We start from the raw sequence: 20,437 nt of genomic DNA, 5'->3' as shown, positions 1-20,437 counted from the left end.
GCGGCAAGAATAAGCCCTGTCCTATTCAGCTTCCCTTCCCGGTGGCCGACACTGAACTCATCGAGCGGACGACCGCGACCGATCGCTCCGGGCCGTAACGGCCTGCGCATCGGTCGCAAGCGCCGGCGGTTTTCAAGAAAGTTCGCATGAAACCGCCCGCCCAATGCCCCGCTCGCATCCGTCATTTCATCGAGGAGTTCACATGATCATTCGCGCTACCCTCGCGACGCTCGTCGCCGCCACGCTGACGACCGCCGCTTCCGCCCAGGTGCTTCACGAGAAAAACCTGCCGTTGAATCTCGCCGCCGACATCGCGCAGCAAACGATCCAGGCATGCTCGGCCAGCGGCTACGACGTGACGGTCACGGTGGTCGACCGCAGCGGTATCGAACGCGCGGTGCTGCGCGGCGACAACGCGGGGCTGCATACCGTGGATGCGTCGAAGCGCAAGGCCTATACCGCGCTGTCGACGAAAACGCCGACCGGCACGCTGGCCACGAACCTGCAGAAGAACCCGGCCGCCGCGCAGATGACGGCCATCGACGGCTTCCTGGTGCTCGGCGGCGGCGTGCCGATCAAGGCCGGCGACGAAGTGATCGGCGCCGTGGGTGTCGGCGGTGCGCCGGGCGGGCATCTCGACGAAGCGTGTGCGCTGCAGGGGATTGCGCGGGTACAAGCGAAGCTGATGTAACGAACCGGCCGCTCCCTGACGGAGCGGCTTTTTTATCGGGCGCCGACACAAACCGTGAAAGCGCCCGCTTCTCACCCCGCCTGCCCGCCCAGCATCTGCACGAACGCGGCCAAGCCCGTCAGCATGATTTGCACGCCCACGCACAGCAGCAGGAACGCGGACACGCGCATCGCGACCTTCGTCCCTTCGCTGCCGAGATAGCGCGCGAGCGTCGTCGCGCGGCTGTAGATCTGCCAGATCGCGAACGCAACGAGCGCCGCGACCGCCACCGACACGACACCCGACACCAGGTAGTCGCTCGCCGTATGCGCACGATTGGCATGCAGCGCGATGCCGGCCGCGATCGAGCCGGGACCGATCGTCAGCGGCACCGTCAGCGGAAAGAACGCGCGCGACATCAGCTTCTTCAGATCGTCGCCATGCATGGCGACGTCGCCGCCGGCCGGGACGTCCGGCGCGTTCAGCATCGACCAGCCGGCCACCGCCACCGCGAAGCCGCCGCCGATCCGCAACGCCTCCATCGAGATCCCGAAGAAGTTCAGCACCGGCGCGCCGACGAAGAAGATCACGAGCAGCGTGAAGAACACGTTCGTCGCGAGCTGCTTCGACAGAATCGCGCGCTCGGCTTCGCTCAGCGATTGCGTGCGTTCGAGAAACACGAACGCCATGCCGAACGGGTTGATGATGCCGATCAGGCCCGTGAAGCCGAACAGGATTTCAGGGATCAGGCGGTCGAGCTGCATCGCGATCGTGCTCTCCGGTAACGAACGGGAATAAAAAAGCGGCCAGTCGAGAAGACCGGCCGCAAAGAGGAGATATCTCCATGATCCGGCACACGGGGGTATGCCGGGCCGCAGAAACTTGATTGTCGGGAATGTGAACCGGCAAGGGAATCAGTCGAGTCTGATTTTGTCGTCGCAGACCATCAGCATCGCGACGGCCGATCCCGGACAGACACCCTGTAACTGGCTGGACGCCAGCAACGGCTCCGGCACCGCTTCGCGGGCGATACGGACGAAACCCTGCCTGACGAAGTAGTCTTCCGCCGTCGTGGTCAACAGTCCGACCGACTGGACAGCATGCGCGCGGCATTGCGCGAGCAAGCGCGTTACCAGCAGCCGCCCTACCCCGGCGCGACGCGCGTGTTCGACGACAGCGATCGAGCGAATGAGCGCATGGCGTCCGTGGAATTCGATGCCGCCACACCCCACGATGCCGGATACCCCACCGGCAACGACAAAATGCGGCAGGTGCACGGCGACGCCGGCGGTCGGCAAACCGCTGGCACGAAGCAGCGCCTCGATCGAGGTCAAATCGGATTCGGTCGCTTGACGAAGAAGTGCCATGGTTCCACCCCGGTTTGCGGTGACATCAATCCCTGCGCCCAACACGCTCGCACAAGCCCGATGCGCCGCACCGGAACGTGCCCGATCGCCCCCGCGTTCATTCGATGGCGATGCTAGATACGCGCTTGATTGACGCGTTTCGACAGTTCTTCCGCGCTTTCCTTCCGCTCACTATACCGGTCGACCAGATACGGGCCGACATCACGCGTCAGCAGCGTGAACTTCACGAGTTCTTCCATCACGTCCACGACGCGATCGAAATACGCGGACGGCTTCATCCGCCCCGCCTCGTCGAATTCCATGAACGCCTTGGCCACCGACGACTGGTTCGGGATGGTCAGCATGCGCATCCAGCGCCCGAGCACGCGCATCTGGTTCACCGCGTTGAACGACTGCGAGCCGCCGCTCACCTGCATCACCGCGAGCGTCTTGCCCTGCGTCGGCCGGACGGCGCCGACCGACAGCGGAATCCAGTCGATCTGCGCTTTCATGATCCCGGTCATCGCGCCGTGCCGCTCCGGCGAACACCACACCATCCCTTCCGACCACGTCACGAGCTCGCGCAGCTCGACCACTTTCGGATGACTGTCGGGCGCGTCGTCGGGCAGCGGCAGGCCGCTCGGATTGAACACGCGCACTTCGGCGCCCATCGCCGTGAGCAGGCGCTCGGCTTCCTCGATCAGCAGACGGCTGAACGAACGCTCGCGCAGCGAGCCGTACAGCAGCAGGAACCGCGGCGGATGCGTGGATGGCGCCGCAGGCCGCAGTTGCGCGACGTCCGGCACACGGAACAGTTCGGCATCGAGTTGCGGCAGGTCGTTCAGGTAGTCAGCCATGGGTAAATGCTCTCGTGATTTCAAGCCCGGCACTCGTACCAGCCCTTCGACCGGTTGACGATGCGCACGACCAGCAACATCACCGGCACCTCGATCAGCACGCCGACGACGGTGGTCAGCGCTGCGCCGGAATGAAAGCCGAACAGGCTGATCGCGGCCGCGACCGCCAGTTCGAAAAAATTGGATGCGCCGATCAGTGCCGACGGGGACGCGATGTCGTGCCTTTCGCCGACCGCGCGATTGAGCCAGTACGCAAGCGCCGAATTGAAGAACACCTGGATCAGGATCGGCACCGCGAGCAACGCGATCACCAGCGGCTGCTTCAGGATCGCTTCGCCCTGGAACGCGAACAGCAGCACGAGCGTGGCCAGCAGCGCGGCGATCGACCACGGGCCGATCCTGATCATCGCGGCATCGAACGCGGCCTGGCCGTTCGCGAGCAGCCGCTTGCGCAGAATCTGCGCGAGGATCACCGGAATGACGATGTAGAGCACCACCGACGTGACCAGCGTCGCCCACGGCACCGTGATGGCCGACATCCCCAGCAGCAGGCCGACCAGCGGTGCGAACGCGATCACCATGATGCTGTCGTTCAGCGCGACCTGCGACAGCGTGAAGAGCGGATCGCCGCCCGTGAGCCGGCTCCACACGAACACCATCGCCGTGCACGGCGCGGCAGCCAGCAGGATCAGCCCGGCGACATAGCTGTCGAGCTGTTCCGCCGGCAGCAGCGGTGCAAACAGGTGGCGGATGAAGAGCCAGCCGAGAAACGCCATCGAGAACGGCTTGACGAGCCAGTTCACGACGAGCGTGACGCCGATGCCTTTCACATGCCGGCGCACCTCGTGCAGCGCGCCGAAGTCGACCTTGACCAGCATCGGGATGATCATCACCCAGATCAGCAGCCCGACCGGCAGATTGACCTGCGCATACGCCATCCGGCCGATCGCCTGAAACAGGCCGGGCAGCGCTTGGCCGAGGGCAATGCCCGCGACGATGCATAACGCGACCCAGACGGACAGATAGCGTTCGAAGAAGTTGATGGCGGGTTTCGCGACCGCCGTACCGGGCGGCGTGATGTTGGACGTATTCATCGGACGAGCGTCGGTCTTGTAGTCGTGGGCGGCTGCGCGTCTCGGCGCATCGCAGCGTGCGATCAGTGTTGCGCAATCTCGATCAGCGCGGCCCGGAGTGCATCGTCGCTCATGCGGTCGAGCGGCAGCGCCAGCAACTGCAGCATCCGGTAACCGATCGCTTGCCGTGTCAGTTCGAAGGCGAGACGCTTGCCTTCGTCGCCGCCCGTCGCGTTCGACGGATCGGCGTAGCCCCAATGCACGTTGACCGGGCTGCCGGGCCAGTACGGGCACGTCTCGGACGCCGCGCTGTCGCACACCGTGATGACGACGCGCATTTCCGGCGCACCGTCGCCGACGAATTCGTCCCGGCTTTTGCTGCGATAGCCGCCGACGTCGACGCCGGCATGCGTCAGCGCTTCCAGCGCGAACGGATTCAGCCGGCCGCTCGGCGCGCTGCCGGCGCTATAGGCCCGCACATCCTTGCCGAGCTTCGCGGCCCAGTGATTGAGCATGCCCTCGGCCAGCACGCTGCGCGCCGAGTTGTGGGTACAGAGGATCAGGACGTTCGTGGTCATGGGCGAAGGCGCGCGAACGCGCGTCAGGATTGACGGGGACGATCGATCTTCCCGGAAGGCGAGCAGCCGGACACCGGCGAGCATGGATTGCCGCCGCAACAATTCTCCGTGAGATAGCCGAGCAGCCCGTTCATCGTGTCGAAGTTCGCGCCATAGAACACGAAGCGGCCGTCCTGGCGGCTCGTCACGAGCTGCGCGTGCGCGAGTTCTTTCAGATGAAAGGACAGCGAGGACGGCGGCACGTCGAGCAACGTGGCGATCCGGCCGGCCGGCATGCCTTGTGGCCCGGCCTGCACGAGCGCGCGAAAGACCGCGAGCCGGGATTCATGCGCGAGCGCCGCGAGGGCGGCAATGGTTTCATTCGTTTCCATATTTCGATAATAGTCGAAATATGGAAATCGGAAAAGCGACGCCGATACAGGGCATCGCCGGGACGGTCTGTCCGTCGATATACGCCACGCGACGCTCGCCGGTCAGTGCCCGATCAACCGCGTGTGGCTCGGCAGTTCGACCGACAGATCGGTGCCGCCCGCGGCGGACCGCGACGTATCGCGCGTCGCGGCAAGCCATTGCGTGAACTCAGTGGCCGTCATGCCGACGGCTTGAGCCGAACTCGATACCGGCGCGGTCGTCGGCGTATCGGCCGCGCGGGCTGCCGGCTGCGCACGCGGCGTCGCACCACGCGCCGCGATCGCCGCATGTTGCGCGACAGACGCATTCGCCGCAGCCTGACGCGCCGCCTTGCCGCGCGACGCCCCGGCGGATTTCGCCGCCGGCCGCGCCGCTAGCGCCGCAACCGGCTTACTCGCCGACGATGCACGATCGGCACGCGCCGGCGCGGCTTCCGCGACGACGGCATTCGACGCGACAGCCACCGCCACCGGCTCACCCGCCGAGCCGCTCCCCGCGACGTGCAACGCACGCGCTTGCGCGGACGCGGTTTCCGCCACCACCGTCGCCGCCGCCTTCATCTGCGCATCCGTCGGCGCCGCCCGATCCGCCCGCACGATCGCGACTTCCGCCGGCCGGCCGGTCGCCCGCGCGACTTCCGTCGCCGCGACGGCCGCGGTCGGCGCGGCCGCGATCGCTGCCGAATAAACCGCGTCGTGCTCGGCCGCGTGCTGACGCTCGTCGACCAGATGCGTCGCGAGGATGCACGTCGCGCCGAACAACGCGCACGCCATCAGCGTGAGCCGCCAGCGGCGGCGCAGCGGATGCGGGCGCACCCACGCGCGGTTGTCGGAACCGAAGTCGGCCGCGCGAACGGCCTTGGCGGGCCGCGCGGCCTTGGCGACGGTGCCGCCGTCCGTCGCGGGGGCCGGCACGCGGGGCGGGCCGTAGATATCGAACACGTGTTGCCGCGCCCGCCGGCTCGCCACGAACGGCCGGCGTCGCCGGCCGTACGGCGGCGGCACATCCGAGAACGGATGCGCGAGCGGAATCGCGTAATGCCCGGTGATGTCCTGCATGCTCATGATGTCGACGACGCATTGCGCGACATCCGCCGCGGCAATCCGTGCTCCCGTAGTTGAACGAATGGCTCCGAGTATCGCCGTCGCCCCGGTTACGGTAAATCGGACTGCGTCACCTTCGGTCCGATACGGCGGTCAGCCTGGTCCTACCGTCGCGCCCGGGCGCCCGGACGGACGGCGCACGCCCCGCGCATACCGCGCATCGCCGCCTCGCACCGTCCGTCGAACGCTCAACTGCCCCGATACACCGACACGTACCACGGCGAACACGCCACCGGCACGTGATGGTGTCGCGCCGGATCGGCCACGGTGAAACGCACGGGCACGATGTCGGTCAGCGCATCCGCCACCTTGAAATACGCGCCGAGATGCAGCCGCAGTTCGAACTCGCCGCGGCGCGCGAGCTCGCCGTCCAACATCGGCGCGTCGTTGCGCCCTTCCGCGTTGCTGACCGCACGCGCGACGAGCGCCGGCGGCTGCTCGCCCAGGTCGAATAGCTCGATCCGCACGCCGGTGATCGGCCGGCCGGTGGCGACGTCCAGCAAATGCGTGCTGATGCCCGTCATGTCGTCCTCCCTTTGCGCAGGTGCGGCCGCATCACGTGCCGCGGTAATACGTGTAGTTCCAGCGGCCGAATTGCACCGCGACATGCAGGCGCTCGTCGTCGCGCGCGATCCGGAAGCGGACCGGCACGACCGTCAGGAACGGCGACTGCACGCCACGCGCACGGAAGTACTCGCCGACATGCAGCATCAGCGTGTACGTGTCCGCGCGATACGCGTCGCCGGCCAGCAACGGCGTGCCGGTGCCGCCGCGCGCATCGACGGTGGCATCGACCAGCGGCACGTCCTGCGCGCCGTCGACACGCGACAGCTCGACGCGCATCCCTTCGGCCGCGACGCCGTGCAGCAGGTCGACGATGCGCACCGTCAGGTCGGGCGATGCACCGCGCCGCACACCGGGCGCGACGCGCGGCGCACGCGCGCCGTCAGCCCATGCGGGCACGGCGGCCAGCGCGGTCGTCGCCAGCACGAGCCTGCGTCGCCCCGTATCGATCACGTTCGTCATGCGATGCGTCTCCCGGCCGCGTCTTCCATCAGAACCGGCCGCGCAGGCCGATGAACACTTCGTTCGACGACAGCTTCGACTTCAACTGTTCGTCGCGTGCGTTGATGCGGTTCGCGAACGTGTTGAAGCCGGTCTCGACGTTGCCCATGTCGACATAGCGATACCCGAGGTCGATCGAGAAGCGCTTGTTGATCGCGTAGCTGACGCCCGCACCGGCCGAATACGCGAGGTTCGTCTGCGTCTTCGACGCGAAGCGGCGCGTATCGTTGGTCTGCCAGCCGTCGGCCGACACGATCGCGACGCCGATGCCCAGCGTGCCGTACACGGAGAAGCCGCGGCCGAGATCGAAGTCCTTGTAGCCGTTCAGCATCAGGCGCTGCGCCGATACGTGGAATTCGTTCGCGTTCGCGTCGAACGGCGCCCAGTAGCTGGTGAAGTTGCTGGTGCGCTTGAACACGTATTCGCCTTCCGCGCGCCAGCCGTTGCCGAACTGGTAGCCAAGGCCGAGCGAGCCGGTGACGTTCGAGCCCGTCTCAGGACCGCCGACGCGGCTCGCGACGCGCGGGCTCGTCAGCTCCATGTTCACCGCGTTGTCGAACGCGCCGATGACGCGGCCCGTCGCGTAGTAGCCGGCATCGCCCGTGTCGGCGGTCTTCTTCGTCTCCGGTGCGGCGACGGGTTCGGCGAAAGCGGCTCCCGAGAACAGCAGGGCGAGCGTGGACGGCAGGGCAAAGCGCTTGATCATGATGAATCGAATCCTTGACGATGAATGACTTGTCGGAGAAGCCGTCATCGTAGGAATCGCGCCGCGATCGTTGAACCCGTTCGGCTACGGGTGGCGCCTCCGTAGCGCTACGGAGGCGAGCCGCCCGCGAGCGCCGCGTAATCGCGCACGAGCTCGACCAGCGACGCGGCCCGCAGCTTGTCGAACACGTTTGCGCGATAGGTCTCGACGGTGCGCGGCGACAGCCCGAGTTCGCGGGCGATCTCCTTGTTGCTGCCGCCGCGCACGATCCCTTCCAGCACCTCGCGTTCTCGCGCGCTCAGCGTCGCGAGGCGGGCCGCGCGAGTCTGGTCGACGTCGTCCTGGCCGCGCTGTGCAGCCTGCCGGCGCAGCGCCTGCTGCACCGTGTCGATCAGTTCGTCGTCGTCGACCGGCTTGCGGAGGAAATCGAGCGCGCCGCGCTTGAACGCGCGCCGGCACGCGTCGACATTGCCGTGGCCCGTCAGCACGATCACCGGCAGGTCGCGCCGCGCGCGCAGTTCGTCGAGTGCATCGAGGCCGCTCATGCCCGGCATCCGGATGTCGAGCAGCACGCAGCCGAGCGCCGCGTCGTCGGCATCGGCGAGGAAGGCCGATGCGTCCGGATAACAGCGCGTCCTCACGCCGACCGTGCGCAGCAGCAACGCGAGGCCGTCGCGCACGGCTTCGTCGTCGTCGACGATCGCGACGACCGACGCGGCGCGCGTTGTAGAGGGTTGAAGCGAATCGTTCATGCGGCCTCCCCGGCCAACGGCAGCAGCAACGCGGCTTCAACGCCGCCCGACGGCAGATTGCGCACCGTCAGCGTGCCGTCCTGGCGCTGCGCGAGCGTGTCGCACAGCGGCAGCCCGAGGCCGAGGCCACGCGCCCGCGTCGTGAAAAACGGTTCGAACAGGCGCGGCAGCACGTCTTCCGGCACGCCGGGACCGTTGTCGGTCACGCTGAAACGGTAATGCCGGCCGACGCGCGCGCCGCTGATGCGGATCTCGCCGCGCGATGCGACCGTGCCGACTCCCGCGCCGGCCAGCGCGTCGCGCGCGTTCTGGATCAGGTTGTGCAGGATCTGCTCGACCGCGATCGGCTCGGCGAACGGCCGCTCGCGCGCCGCCGCGTTGTGCCAGCCGAGCGCGATGTGCTCGCGCGCGCACTCGTCGCGGTACAGGAACAGCAGCGTATTCATGATCGCATCGGGATCGAGCGCGCGACGCTCGCCGCCATGCGCGGTGGTCACCGCGTCGCGCATGCGTTCCAGGATCGCCGCCGCGCGCTTCGCCTGCGCGACGCTCGTCTGCAGCGCGCGGCGCACGCTGTCGCGCTCGGCCGGTTGGTCGAGCAGGCGTTCGGCCGCCCGCGTGTGGCTGACGATCGCGGTCAGCGGCTGGTTCAGCTCGTGCGCGAGGCCGGCCGCCATTTCGCCGAAGGTGTCGAGCCGGCCGAAGCGATCGAGGCGCGCCCGCGCATCCTCGCGCCGCCGCGCCTCGCGCAGCCGCCACGCGCCGAGCGCGCCCGCCGCGAGCAGCGCCGCCACCGCGTTCCACAGCGCGATCGGCAGCCACGGCAGGTCGGCGGCCGTCAGCGTGCACGTGGTGCGCAGCACGAACGCCTGCGGCTGCGCGGGCAGGTGTTTCTCGAGATGCATCGTCCACAACGGCGTCGCGCCGCCATTCACGCCCCGCAGCAGCTCGACGCGCCGGTCGCGCAATTCGAGCGCCGCCGACGAAATCGCCGTCGACCAGTCGCCTGGCTGCAGCATCTGCCGAGGATCGACGCGCACGGCCCAGCCGGTTCCCGCGACGAGCCAGTACGCGGCCGGGCCGTCGAACGCGAGCGTGAACGGCTTGCCGGACCGTTGCCGCGGCAGCGTGTCGGGAGCCGGCCCGCCGTCGGTCTGCCAGCCGCTACCGGGCCGCCAGTATGCGAGCCCGTCGAGCTGCGGCATCCGTTCGCGCAGGTTGTCGAGCATGTGCGCGGGCGGCGCCGCGAGCGACGACGCGCCGAGCGTCGCGAGGATCGCCTCGTGCTGCGCGGCCTTCTGCGCAAGCAGGCGGATCGTGATGCTCGAGTCCTGGAAGAAGCGGCCGTACGCGTCGGACACGGCGCGCGAGACGACGAACGCGGTGCCTGCAAGGCTCAGCGCGAGCCATGCGGCCAGCGCGGCGATTCGGAAAGACGGTTTCATGTTCGATGGCAAGCGGGAAAGCGGGCCGGCGCACAGTACGAAACGATTGCCGCACCCGGCGCCGGGGACCGTCATTGTCGACAAATCGACACGGCCCGTGGTCCGAATCCGGTTATGCCGGATGTCAGCCCAGTCCCAAACCGCGGCGACATCGATTGCAACGCCTGCAGTTTCAGACTGGGCTGATTTTCTTCAGAGTCCGAACCGACCAGAATCGGCTTGCTTGTTCTCCGTTGCCTCCTGGAGTACAGGCTCCATAGTCGATACTTTTCCCGCCCTCCCGGCGGGACTTTTTTTGGACGGCGTCACGCCGCTAGCTGCCCGGAACCTGTCCGGCCATGATCCCGCCTCTTTTCGTCCGACCGCGTACGCACGCCGCACTCGCGCCGCACCGGCTTCGCCCGCCCGCATCGTGACCGACGCCCCATCCACCGCCATCGCGATCCTGACGATCGACCATCCGAGCCGCGGCACGTTCGACGACCGGCTGCGTCGCGCCGGTTACGGCTACGACCGCCTGCGCATCGACGACATTCTGCGCCGCGCCGGCTACCGGCCGTCGCGCTTCGAGTATCTGCCCGAGCTGCTCGCAGCCTGCGACACGCGCGCGTTCGATCTGTTCGTCGTGCAATGCGAAACGGCCTGCCGGCGCACGACGGACGCGATCCAGGCGCTGCGCGCGCGGTTCGCCGGCACCGTCGCGATCGTGTCGATCAGCCAGCGCGACGCGGAACTCGCACGCTCCGCGTGTTTCATCGCCGGGGCGAACGAGCATCACCCGTACGCCGTGCCGCCGGACACGCTGATCGCGAGCATCGCGACATGGCTGCGCTGGTCGCATCACCGTGCGACCCATCATCGCCACTGGCGGATCGGCGCGTTCGAATTCGATACGGCCACGCGCAGCGTAACCGTGGCCGGCCGCGAGCACGTGCTGACCGAGAAGCATTTCCAGATCGCGACCGCGTTCTTCCTGAACATGGGCCGCGCGCTCGACCGTGCGCATGTGAGCCAGCTGGTGTGGGGCTCGCTCGTCGCGGCGTCCAGCCGGCGGCTCGACACGCACGTCGCGTATCTGCGCGATCGGCTCGAACTCGACGGGCGGCACGGCGTGAAGATGATGACGATGTACGGCTTCGGCTATCGGCTCGTCACGTGCGAGCCGGGCGCGGAGCCCGACGACGACGAAGCGGCGCCGCGACGATAGCCGGCCTGGCCCGGCGGCACGCCGCGGCGCCGACCGGTTCGCCGGCACCCCGCAAACCTGACAGCCCCGATTGCGCGCTGATCGGACTCCATTATCATGGGGGCACCCTGGCCGACCGCCCCGCTCCCGATGGACCACCGCGCCGCACCCGATCCCGCCCGCTCCGCCGCCGCGCCCGCGTCCGCGCCGACCCGCATCGGCCGCCGCCAGCGCGCGCTGCTGTATGCCGGCGGCGCGGCCGTGACGGTCGCGATCCTGCTCGCGAGCGGCCTGATGCTGTATACGATGGCGCGCGAGGCGATCCAGGCGCGCTATACGACCTTCGCGGTGCGCCAGTTCCTGGTCCAGATCGAATTCAAGATGCGCACGACGGGCATGGACACGCTCGTCACGCACGACGAGGCCGTGTGGAATTCGCGCGCGACCGATCCGGCGCGCGTCGCCGCCCTCGCGGCCGGCCGCGGCCGGCTGATCATCCAGGGCAGCCCGGCCTTCCCGCCGACGCTCGTGCTGGCCGACCTGTCGCCCGCGCACCCGGCCGACAGCTACGCGCACGATCTGGCGATGGCGAGCGACATGAGCTATCGCGTCGGCGCGTACGTCGCGAAGCACGACGCCGATCGCGCGATCGCCGGCTACGCCTATCGCCCCGACCGCAGCTTCGCGGTCGTGATTCCCGAACCGGTGCCGCCCGATCCGCTCACCGCGTCGCCCGCCACCGATGCGGCCACGCTCGTCGCCAAGGTCGCCGCCGGCGTCGGCACGCCGCCGCCCGGGCAATACGAATGGCATCCGCCCGTCTACGACCCCGTGCAGCGGCGCGACGTGTTCCGGATCGCCGGCACCGTGTACGACGCGCAAGCGCCGCGCGCCGTGTTCCTGTCGACGCTGCCGGTCGACGTGCTGCGCACGCGGCTGTCGACGGGCGACACGACCGACGCCGCGATCGTCGTCGACGCGCACGGCCGCACGCTGCTGCGCGCCGGCACCGCGGCCGACGACGATGCCACGCGCGCGGCCGTCGAGCGGCTCGGCGCGCATACGCGCGAAGCCGTCCGGCGCGGCGGGCCGCGCACCGCGTTCGGCGACGGGCTGTTCTCGCTGAGCCAGCCGATCGCCGAAACCGACTGGACGCTCGTGCAGGCGTTCACGCTGCGCTCGCTGCTCGCGACGATCGGCCTGCGCGCCGGCTGGTACATCGCGGTCATGCTGGCCGTGATCGCGCTCGTCTGGTGGCTGCTCGTGCGCTTCGACCGCCGCGTGCTGAAACCCGACGACGCGCGCACGCGGCGCGTGATCGACAGCGAGAACCTGAACCGGACGATCGTCGAAGCCGCGCCGTCCGGCATCGCGCTGCTGTCGCTCGCGGATGGCACGGTGCTGCTGCAGAACGACACGATGCGCGACTACGATGCGCGCCGCGCGGGCGAACCGTCGTTGCCGGCGCGGCTGCTCGAACGCTTCGACCGCTCGCCCACCGCCGCCGCGTGGCAACCCGATCTGCACGTGACGCTGCCCACCGCCGGCGGCGAGGCCGTCGACCTGCTCGTCAACCTCGTGCGCACGCGCTTTCGCGACAGGGACGTCGTGCTGTGCAACTTCTCCGACATCACGTCGCAGAAGAACATCGAGCGCCGGCTCGACGAAGCGGCGCGCGCCGCCGACGCCGCGAACGACGCGAAGTCCGCGTTCCTCGCGACGATGAGCCACGAGATCCGCACGCCGCTCAATGCGATCCTCGGCAACCTCGAACTGATCGGCCGCGAACCGCTCGCCGAGTCGCAGCGCGAGCGGCTGCATACGGTCGAGGGCGCGTCGTCGGTGCTGCTCGACCTGATCAACGACATTCTCGACCTGTCGAAGATCGAGGCCGGTCAGATGACGATCGAGGCGATCCCGTTCGATCTCGCGGAGACGATCCGGCAAACCGGCGCGATGTTCGAGCCGCTCGCGGCCGCGAAAGGGCTGCAGTTCGACGTGTTCGTCGACGACGCGCTCGCGTCGCGCTACGTCGGCGATCCGACGCGCATCCGGCAGATCGCCGCGAACCTCGTCGGCAACGCGATCAAGTTCACGAACCACGGGGAAATCACGCTCGAGGTCTACCTGCGCGACGATACGGATCCCGAATCGCCGGTCGCGATCGGCGTCAGCGACACGGGCATCGGCATGACCGACGCGCAGCGCGCGGCGCTGTTCCGCCCGTTCACGCAGGCCGACACGTCGATCACGCGCCGCTACGGCGGCACGGGCCTCGGGCTCGCGCTGACGAAGCAGCTCACGCAGATGATGCACGGCACGGTCGACGTGAAGAGCGAATCCGGCAAGGGCAGCACGTTCGTCGTCACGCTGCCGCTGCGCGCGGCCACCGATGCGCAGATCGCCGAGCACGATGCCGCGCAGGTCGGCGATGCGGCGCTGCCGAGCGTCGCCGCGCGCGTGCTGGTGGTCGACGATCACCCCGTGAACCGCACGCTGCTGCAAGGGCAACTCGTCACGCTCGGCTACGCGGCCGATGCCGCCGACGAAGGCGCGGCGGCGCTGCGGCGCTGCGCGGACACGCGCTACGACCTCGTGATGACCGATCTGAACATGCCGGGGATGGACGGCTATACGCTCGCGCACGTGCTGCGTGCGCAGTATCCGGGGCTGCCGATCGTCGCCGTCACCGCGCATGCGAGCGCGGCCGAGCATGCGCGCTGCGCGGAAGCGGGGATCGTCGCGGCGCTGGTCAAACCGGTGCTGCTCGATACGATCGACAGCACCGTGCGGCGTTACGCGCAGACGGCCGCCGCGCAGGCGCCAGCCCGGCACACGCTCGTCGATCTCGCGCAAGGTCCGCTGCCGCCGGACGTGCATACGCTGCTCGAAGCGAGTCGCGCGCAATCGGTCGCGGCGATGCACGACGCGGCAGCGCGCAACGATATCGCCGCGCTGCGTCACGAACTGCATTCGCTGCGCGGCGCGTTCGCGACGATTCACGAACATGCGGTGGCCGACGCGATCGGCGAACTGCAAGCCATCGTGCACGGCGGCGACCTGACGTCGTTCGAGGCGCGGCTCGCCGAAGCGGACGCGCTCGCAAGGGAAGCGCTGCAACGGCGCGCGACGCAGGCGCCGGCTGCCTGAATCCCGCACGGCCGGCCCTCGCGCGCCGGCCTCCTCCCTCCATCGCCTTTCGTTCCGCGGCGCAGGCCCGCGGCGCGTCGTCGCGCGCGTAGGACTGGGCCTACACGGTCGCTATCTCGAATCAGCCAGGGACGACTGATTAGGACGAGGCCGATCCCTACCATCGGTTTGTGAACTGACAAACTGAAAGGAGTAGGGACATGAACAAGACTTATCGCAGTGTCTGGAATGCCGTGACCAACACGTGGACGGCCGCCGCCGAAACGGCGAAGGCGCATTCGAAGGGCTCGGCGCGCGCGGCGCGGCAGGCCGTGATCGCGATCGCGCTGGGTGGTGCGGCGATCGGTGGCGCAGCCGCAGCGGAGGCATGCACGACGGAAGACGGGTCGAGCGGGACGGTCAATGCGGCGGGGGTGTGCAAGGCGGCAGGTTCGGACGTGGTCAGCACGATGGGCGCGGTCGGGACGACGGCAGCGCTCGACGACACCTTTATCAAAATTGCGACCACAGGCACCGCCTCGGTGGTGTCCGGTACAAATGCCATCGCAATCGGGGGAGGAGCAAGTGCAACCGGAGCATCCTCCCTGGCGCTCGGCAATGCCACAACGGCAACGTCATCGTCGTCTGTCGCAATCGGGAATTCCGCAGTTGCAATAGGTGGGAACAATGCTACTGCCGTCGGTGCCGGAGCATCGGCAACGACTGCGTGGGCGACCGTGCTCGGATCGGCATCGACTGCAAGCGGAAACGCTGCAATTGTCGTCGGTGCTCAATCCGTGGCAAGTGGTGTCGGCGCAAACGTAATCGGCAACAATGCCGTCGCTTCCGGGGATCGAGCTGTTGCTCTGGGCTCGCGCGCGTCTGCTACTGGCGACTTCTCCGTTGCGCTTGGGGGGCAATCCGTCGCAGATCGCGACAACAGCGTTTCCGTTGGTTCGGCAACCCGACAGCGGCAAATCACCAACGTCGCGGACGGTACAGCGAATACCGACGCCGTGAACCTGGGCCAGATGCAGACCGCCCTGTCGACGAAGGTCGACGATACGTACGTCAAGATCGATACGAGCAACAGCACGGTCGCCGCGCAAGCGGGCACGGCCGCGCTTGCCATCGGCACGAACACGAGCGCCTCGGGATCTTACGCGACGGCCGTCGGCAACAGCGCGCTGGCTAACGGCAACAACAGCACGGCACTCGGCTTCCAGGCCACCAGTTCGGGCGGTGCCGCCGTCGCGGTCGGCAATGGTGCGAACGCAAGCAGCTCGCATGGCGTTGCGCTGGGTGTCAACGCGCAGGCGTCCCATACCGATTCGGTGGCGCTCGGTGCCAGCTCGATCACGGATCGCAACAACAGCGTATCGGTCGGCTCGTCGACGCTGCGTCGGCAGATCACCAATGTGGCTGCCGGTACGGCCGACAACGACGCGGTAAACGTGGCGCAGATGAACTCCGGCCTGTCGACCACGAATGCCGCAATCGCCGCGACGAATCTCAACGTCTCGAGCCTGAGCACCGGCCTGTCCTCGACCAACAGCACCGTTGCCGGCCTGAGCACTGACTTGTCCACGACCAACAGTACCGTTGCCGGCCTGAGCACCGGCCTGTCGTCGACCAACAGCACCGTCGCGGGTCTGAGCACCGGCCTGTCGTCGACGGTCAGCACGGTCGCCGGCCATACCAAGCAGATCGGCGACCTCGACGACAAGCTGAGCAAGCTCGAAAGCGGGACCACCGGCCTCGTCCAGCAAGCGAATCCGGGCGACGACATCACCGTCGGCGCGAACACCGACGGCAACGCCGTGGACTTCAGCAGCAAGACCGGCGCACGCACGCTCAAGGGTGTCGCGGCAGGCGACGTGTCGGCGACGAGCACCGAAGCCGTCAACGGTTCGCAGCTGCACGGCGTGTCCGACAGTGTCGCTTCGGCGATCGGCGGCGGCGCGACGGTGAACCCGGACGGCTCGATCTCCGCCCCGTCCTTCGCCGTCGGCGACGGCAGCGGCGGCACGAAGATCGTCAACTCGGTCGGCGAGGTCGTCACCAACCTCGACGGCCGTGTCACGACCAACGAAGGCGACATCAAGAAGCTGGCCGACGACATCGGCAGCGGCACGCTCGGTCTCGTCCAACAGGCGAAGCCCGGCGACGACATCACGGTCGGTGCGAACACCGACGGCAACGCCGTGGACTTCAGCAGCAAGACCGGCGCACGCACGCTCAAGGGTGTCGCGGCAGGCGACGTGTCGGCAACGAGCACCGAAGCCGTCAACGGCTCGCAACTGCATGGCGTGTCCGACAGCGTCGCCTCGGCGATCGGCGGCGGCGCGGCGGTAAACCCGGACGGCTCGATCTCCGCTCCGTCCTTCGCCGTCGGCGACGGCAGCGGCGGCACGAAGATCGTCAACTCGGTCGGCGACGTCGTCACCAACCTCGACGGCCGCACGACGACCAACGAAGGCGACATCAAGAAGCTGGCCGACGACATCGGCAGCGGCACGCTCGGTCTCGTCCAGCAGGCGAAGCCCGGCGACGACATCACCGTCGGCGCGAACACCGACGGCAACGCCGTGGATTTCAGCAGCAAGACCGGCGCGCGCACGCTCAAGGGTGTCGCGGGAGGCGACGTGTCGGCGACGAGCACCGAAGCCGTCAACGGCTCGCAACTGCACGGCGTGTCCGACAGCGTCGCTTCGGCGATCGGCGGCGGCGCGGCGGTGAACCCGGACGGCTCGATCTCCGCGCCTGTCTTCACCGTCGGCGACGGCAGCGGCGGCACGAAGATCGTCAATTCGGTGGGCGACGTCGTCACCAACCTCGACGGCCGCGTCACGACCAACGAAGGCGGCCTCAAGAAGCTCTCCGAGCAGCTTGAAAGCGGCACGCTCGGCCTCGTCCAGCAGGACGCGATGACGGGCGGCATCACGGTCGGCGCGAACACCGGCGGCTCGGTGGTGAACTTCGCGGGCACCGGCGGCGCGCGCGTGCTGTCCGGCGTCGCGAACGGCGTGGACGACGACGACGTCGTGACGGTGTCGCAGCTCCGCGCCACCGGCCTGATCGACTACACGGGCAAGGAAGTCGGCGCGGTCACGTACGACTCGGGCCTGAACTTCGACACGGTGACGTTCGCCGGCACGTTCGGCACGAAGCTGCAGCGCGTCGCCGCGGGCGAAATCAGCGCGACGAGCATGGACGCGATCAACGGCAGCCAGCTGTTCGACCTGCAGGAGCAGTTCGCGAAGCAGTACGGCGAGCTGAGCGGCCAGTTCGGCGACCTGTCGAACCGCTTCGACGATCTGTCCGACCGTCTCGGCGAACTCGAAACGAACCCCGGCACGGGCGGCCCGGGCACGGGCGACGGCTCGACGGTGGTCGGCGAAGGCGCGGTGGCATCGGGCGAGAACAGCTCGGCACTCGGCGAGAAGGCGCTCGCGTCGGGCGAGAACAGTTCCGCCGTGGGCCAGGGTGCGGTCGCATCGGGCAGCAACGGTTCGGCCATCGGCCAGGGCTCGACGGCATCGGGCAGCAACAGCTCGGCCGTGGGCCAGGGCGCGGTCGCATCGGGCAACAACGGTTCGGCTGTCGGCCAGGGCGCGGTCGCGTCGGGCGAAAACGGCACGGCGCTGGGCCAGGGCGCGTCGGCCACCGGCAGCGGCTCGGTCGCGATCGGTCAGGGTTCGGTGGCGTCGGAAGCCAATACCGTGTCGTTCGGCAACGGCACGGAAGAAGGCAACCGCCGGCTCGTCAACATCGCGGACGGCATCAACGCCAGCGATGCGGCGACGAAGGGCCAGCTCGACCGCGCGATGGAATCGGTCGACCAGCGCTTCAACGACACGAACCGCGCGATCAACGACGTCGCGAAGAACGCGTACGCCGGTATCGCGGCCGCGATGGCGATGCCGAACATGACGCCGTCGCAGCCGGGCAAGACCGTCGTCGCGGTCGGCGCTGCGAACTTCAAGAGCGGCTCGGCGATCGCCGCCGGCGCCACCTACCGGTCGCGCAGCGGCAACTGGCTCGTGAACGGCGCGACGTCGATCACGTCGGTCGGCGACGTGGGCGTGCGTGCCCAGGTCGGCTATGAGTTCTGACCCGATCGCTCCGCCGCGCGCGGAGCATCGACCCGACGCGGGGGAGTCCTCCCCCGCCGTTCGGCCGACGGCCGGTGCCGATTCCGCCAGGAGTCGCCACCGGCCGTCGGCGCGTCCGCCTCGCGCGCGGCTTTTCATCGCGCGCCCCGCGGCGGCCCGCATGCGCCGATTCCCTTCTTTCAACCGAGCGAGACACGCGCGCCGCCGGCTGCGGCGCGACGCGTGAAACCAACATGAACAGAACCTTCCCCATTCGCATCGTGATCGCCGACGACCATCCGGCCGTCGTCATCGGCGCCCGCTACGAACTGTCGGCCACGAACACCGTCGCGGTGGTCGCGACCGCGCACAACTCGACGGAGCTGATGGACGCGCTGTCGACCCATCCGTGCGACGTGCTGGTGTCCGACTACGCGATGCCCGGCACCGAATACGGCGACGGCCTCGCGATGTTCACGACCCTGCTCAAGCGCTTTCCGGGACTGAAGATCGTCGTGATGACGATGATGGAGAACGCGGTGGCGCTGCGCGCGCTGATCGACATCGGCATCGCGTGCATCGTCAGCAAGTCGGACATGCCCAATCACCTGACGATGGCGATTCACGCGGCCTATACGAACGGCCGCTACCTGTCGCCGTCGATGGACCGGATCCTGCGCAACACCGGCAGCGTCGGCGGCAGGGCGCCCGCGCTGTCGGTGCGCGAGGTGGAAGTGATTCGCCTGTTCGCATCGGGGCTGTCGGTCAACGAGATCGCGGAGAAGCTCAATCGCAGCAAGAAGACGATCAGCACGCAGAAAAGCTCGGCGATGCAGAAGCTCGGCATCGAGCGCGACGTCGACCTGGTGCGCTATGCGATCGCCTGCGGGCTCGTGACCGACTACGGCTATGCGCCGCCCGTGCGCGGCGACGAAGCGAGCGCGTAACGCCGCTGCCGCGACCTGAAACAAAAAGCCCCGGCAACCTGACGGTGCCGGGGCATCGGTGCGTCGGTACGAACAGGCGTGCTCACCTTCCGTCATGACCGCCATTCCGCGCGGCCGGCCTCGTCGCGCGCCGTCAGGCCGGATCGACGCCGCCTTCCTCTTTCGCGTCGCCGCCCCGCCCTTCGCTGGCCGATGCGGCGACGATCCCGTGCTCGATCGCGTAACGCAACAAATCGATGTCCTTGTCGATCCCGAGCTTTTCCATCGCGCGCGCCTTCTGCGTGCTGATCGTCTTCTTGCTGCGGCTAAGTTTGTCGGCGATCTCGTTGACCGTGAGGCCCGACGCATAAAGCCGCACGACTTCGAGTTCGCGGTCGCTGAGCTCGCGCTTCTGGTCGGCGGCCCGCGCGCTCGAATGCGACGTGAGCGTCCGCACGACCTTCTCCACCGACGGCGAGTAGTAGGTGCCGCCCGTCGCGGCCGCATGGATCGCGGGAATCAGGTGATCGATCGTGTCGGACTTGCTGACGATGCACTCGATGCCGAGCCGGGTCAGCGCGCCGATCACGGCCGGGTTGTCGAGCATGGTCAGCACGACCAGCTTGACGGCCGGGTGATTGCGCTGGAGATAGGAGAACAGCGTGATGCCGTCGCCGTGCGCGCTGCCCGGCATCGCATAGTCGGACACCACGACGTCGCACACGCCGGCCTCGACGAGCCGGATCAACTCGGTCGAATTGACGGCCTTGCCGGTCAACTGGATCGTCGGCACCGACGACAGGCCGTGCTCGACGCCGACCAGCATCGCCGGATGGTCGTCGGCCAGTACCACGCGTATCAGATAGCTTCCCATAGTCGTCCAGATTTGCGCGGCAATCGTCGCGGCCGGTTCGCCGCCCGGCGGGCGGCGACGGCGCGCATCGCGGCGTCGTGGATCGTAATTGGGCGCTATCTTCGCACGAAAACGGGCGCATCAGCCATCGCCCCGGCCGGCGGCGGCGGGCGCGCCGCGCACCGCCATGAAAAAAAACCGCCGGCTCGTGACGAGCTGGCGGTTCCAGGTACAGGGCGGGCG

Annotated in this window: 18 protein-coding genes; 5 read left to right on the top strand and 13 right to left on the bottom strand. The window is 68.3% G+C overall.

The features are described from left to right. The first annotated feature begins 202 nt into the window (after positions 1–202). Positions 203–691, top strand: a complete 489-nt coding sequence (locus H0X95_RS22905; RefSeq protein WP_059721025.1) for a GlcG/HbpS family heme-binding protein — start codon at positions 203–205, stop codon at positions 689–691. A gap of 71 nt (positions 692–762) precedes the next feature. On the opposite strand, the gene H0X95_RS22900 is transcribed toward H0X95_RS22905, so the two are convergent. The 12 genes from H0X95_RS22900 to H0X95_RS22845 all read right to left on the bottom strand — a co-directional run bounded on the left by H0X95_RS22900 (position 763) and on the right by H0X95_RS22845 (position 10,006). After that, positions 763–1,434, bottom strand: coding sequence for a MarC family protein (locus H0X95_RS22900; RefSeq protein ID WP_059721026.1), 672 nt, complete (start codon positions 1,432–1,434; stop codon positions 763–765). 150 nt (positions 1,435–1,584) lie between these two features. Then, the gene (gene arsN2, locus H0X95_RS22895) at positions 1,585–2,037 is read right to left on the bottom strand and encodes an arsenic resistance N-acetyltransferase ArsN2 (protein ID WP_059721027.1); all 453 of its coding nucleotides are present in this window, start codon (positions 2,035–2,037) and stop codon (positions 1,585–1,587) included. Between the two features lie 113 nt (positions 2,038–2,150). After that, a complete protein-coding gene (arsH, locus tag H0X95_RS22890; protein WP_059721028.1) occupies positions 2,151–2,873 on the bottom strand; it encodes an arsenical resistance protein ArsH in 723 nt (240 codons plus the stop codon). Positions 2,874–2,893: 20 nt separating this feature from the next. Further along, the gene (gene arsB, locus H0X95_RS22885; RefSeq protein ID WP_059721029.1) at positions 2,894–3,967 is read right to left on the bottom strand and encodes an ACR3 family arsenite efflux transporter; all 1,074 of its coding nucleotides are present in this window, start codon (positions 3,965–3,967) and stop codon (positions 2,894–2,896) included. A 62-nt stretch (positions 3,968–4,029) separates the two neighbouring features. Beyond that, positions 4,030–4,524 carry an arsenate reductase ArsC gene (locus tag H0X95_RS22880; protein ID WP_058902587.1) on the bottom strand — a complete coding sequence of 165 codons (495 nt, stop codon included), beginning with the start codon at positions 4,522–4,524 and terminating at the stop codon, positions 4,030–4,032. A gap of 23 nt (positions 4,525–4,547) precedes the next feature. Then, positions 4,548–4,895: an ArsR/SmtB family transcription factor gene (locus H0X95_RS22875; RefSeq protein ID WP_059721030.1), complete on the bottom strand. Its 348-nt coding sequence runs from the start codon at positions 4,893–4,895 to the stop codon at positions 4,548–4,550. A gap of 102 nt (positions 4,896–4,997) precedes the next feature. After that, entirely contained in the window at positions 4,998–5,993 is a 996-nt protein-coding gene (locus tag H0X95_RS22870; RefSeq protein WP_230204565.1) for a serine protease, read from the bottom strand. Between the two features lie 233 nt (positions 5,994–6,226). Continuing rightward, positions 6,227–6,562 (bottom strand): hydroxyisourate hydrolase, encoded by a 336-nt coding sequence (uraH, locus tag H0X95_RS22865; protein ID WP_058902584.1) that lies wholly within the window; start codon positions 6,560–6,562, stop codon positions 6,227–6,229. Positions 6,563–6,593: 31 nt separating this feature from the next. Further along, a complete protein-coding gene (locus H0X95_RS22860) occupies positions 6,594–7,064 on the bottom strand; it encodes a hydroxyisourate hydrolase (RefSeq protein ID WP_059721032.1) in 471 nt (156 codons plus the stop codon). A 28-nt stretch (positions 7,065–7,092) separates the two neighbouring features. Continuing rightward, the gene (locus tag H0X95_RS22855) at positions 7,093–7,809 is read right to left on the bottom strand and encodes an outer membrane protein (protein ID WP_059721033.1); all 717 of its coding nucleotides are present in this window, start codon (positions 7,807–7,809) and stop codon (positions 7,093–7,095) included. A 107-nt stretch (positions 7,810–7,916) separates the two neighbouring features. Next, entirely contained in the window at positions 7,917–8,561 is a 645-nt protein-coding gene (locus H0X95_RS22850; protein ID WP_027810675.1) for a response regulator transcription factor, read from the bottom strand. Beyond that, complete coding sequence (locus tag H0X95_RS22845; RefSeq protein WP_059721034.1) at positions 8,558–10,006, bottom strand: sensor histidine kinase; 1,449 nt, start codon at positions 10,004–10,006, stop codon at positions 8,558–8,560. The genes H0X95_RS22850 and H0X95_RS22845 overlap by 4 nt, the downstream gene beginning before the upstream one ends. Positions 10,007–10,418: 412 nt before the next feature. On the opposite strand from H0X95_RS22845, the gene H0X95_RS22840 reads away from it, so the two are divergent. From H0X95_RS22840 to H0X95_RS22825, 4 genes are all read left to right on the top strand, one after another. After that, positions 10,419–11,213: a winged helix-turn-helix transcriptional regulator gene (locus H0X95_RS22840; protein WP_230204566.1), complete on the top strand. Its 795-nt coding sequence runs from the start codon at positions 10,419–10,421 to the stop codon at positions 11,211–11,213. Between the two features lie 96 nt (positions 11,214–11,309). Then, entirely contained in the window at positions 11,310–14,342 is a 3,033-nt protein-coding gene (locus H0X95_RS22835; RefSeq protein ID WP_230204567.1) for an ATP-binding protein, read from the top strand. A gap of 200 nt (positions 14,343–14,542) precedes the next feature. Beyond that, positions 14,543–18,436: an ESPR-type extended signal peptide-containing protein gene (locus H0X95_RS22830; protein WP_196446227.1), complete on the top strand. Its 3,894-nt coding sequence runs from the start codon at positions 14,543–14,545 to the stop codon at positions 18,434–18,436. Positions 18,437–18,669: 233 nt separating this feature from the next. Further along, positions 18,670–19,362 (top strand): response regulator, encoded by a 693-nt coding sequence (locus H0X95_RS22825; RefSeq protein ID WP_059721047.1) that lies wholly within the window; start codon positions 18,670–18,672, stop codon positions 19,360–19,362. 133 nt (positions 19,363–19,495) lie between these two features. Here H0X95_RS22825 and H0X95_RS22820 read toward each other — a convergent pair whose 3' ends face one another. Beyond that, entirely contained in the window at positions 19,496–20,215 is a 720-nt protein-coding gene (locus H0X95_RS22820; RefSeq protein WP_059721048.1) for a response regulator transcription factor, read from the bottom strand. Positions 20,216–20,437: the final 222 nt, after the last annotated feature.

Origin of the sequence: Burkholderia sp. 9779_493, assembly GCF_015712215.1 — a bacterium.
Lineage (GTDB): Bacteria > Pseudomonadota > Gammaproteobacteria > Burkholderiales > Burkholderiaceae > Burkholderia > Burkholderia cenocepacia.
Note: the sequence above shows the minus strand (reverse complement) of the source record. Positions and strands in the feature narration are given on the sequence as shown.

Bases quoted from the DNA above. Each gene is read 5' to 3' on its own strand.
- H0X95_RS22905 (WP_059721025.1), top strand. From the start codon at position 203: ATGATCATTCGCGCTACCCTCGCGACGCTCGTCGCCGCCACGCTGACG.
- H0X95_RS22900 (WP_059721026.1), bottom strand. From the start codon at position 1,434: ATGCAGCTCGACCGCCTGATCCCTGAAATCCTGTTCGGCTTCACGGGC.
- arsN2 (WP_059721027.1), bottom strand. From the start codon at position 2,037: ATGGCACTTCTTCGTCAAGCGACCGAATCCGATTTGACCTCGATCGAG.
- arsH (WP_059721028.1), bottom strand. From the start codon at position 2,873: ATGGCTGACTACCTGAACGACCTGCCGCAACTCGATGCCGAACTGTTC.
- arsB (WP_059721029.1), bottom strand. From the start codon at position 3,967: ATGAATACGTCCAACATCACGCCGCCCGGTACGGCGGTCGCGAAACCC.
- H0X95_RS22880 (WP_058902587.1), bottom strand. From the start codon at position 4,524: ATGACCACGAACGTCCTGATCCTCTGTACCCACAACTCGGCGCGCAGC.
- H0X95_RS22875 (WP_059721030.1), bottom strand. From the start codon at position 4,895: ATGGAAACGAATGAAACCATTGCCGCCCTCGCGGCGCTCGCGCATGAA.
- H0X95_RS22870 (WP_230204565.1), bottom strand. From the start codon at position 5,993: ATGCAGGACATCACCGGGCATTACGCGATTCCGCTCGCGCATCCGTTC.
- uraH (WP_058902584.1), bottom strand. From the start codon at position 6,562: ATGACGGGCATCAGCACGCATTTGCTGGACGTCGCCACCGGCCGGCCG.
- H0X95_RS22860 (WP_059721032.1), bottom strand. From the start codon at position 7,064: ATGACGAACGTGATCGATACGGGGCGACGCAGGCTCGTGCTGGCGACG.
- H0X95_RS22855 (WP_059721033.1), bottom strand. From the start codon at position 7,809: ATGATCAAGCGCTTTGCCCTGCCGTCCACGCTCGCCCTGCTGTTCTCG.
- H0X95_RS22850 (WP_027810675.1), bottom strand. From the start codon at position 8,561: ATGAACGATTCGCTTCAACCCTCTACAACGCGCGCCGCGTCGGTCGTC.
- H0X95_RS22845 (WP_059721034.1), bottom strand. From the start codon at position 10,006: ATGAAACCGTCTTTCCGAATCGCCGCGCTGGCCGCATGGCTCGCGCTG.
- H0X95_RS22835 (WP_230204567.1), top strand. From the start codon at position 11,310: ATGGGGGCACCCTGGCCGACCGCCCCGCTCCCGATGGACCACCGCGCC.
- H0X95_RS22830 (WP_196446227.1), top strand. From the start codon at position 14,543: ATGAACAAGACTTATCGCAGTGTCTGGAATGCCGTGACCAACACGTGG.
- H0X95_RS22825 (WP_059721047.1), top strand. From the start codon at position 18,670: ATGAACAGAACCTTCCCCATTCGCATCGTGATCGCCGACGACCATCCG.
- H0X95_RS22820 (WP_059721048.1), bottom strand. From the start codon at position 20,215: ATGGGAAGCTATCTGATACGCGTGGTACTGGCCGACGACCATCCGGCG.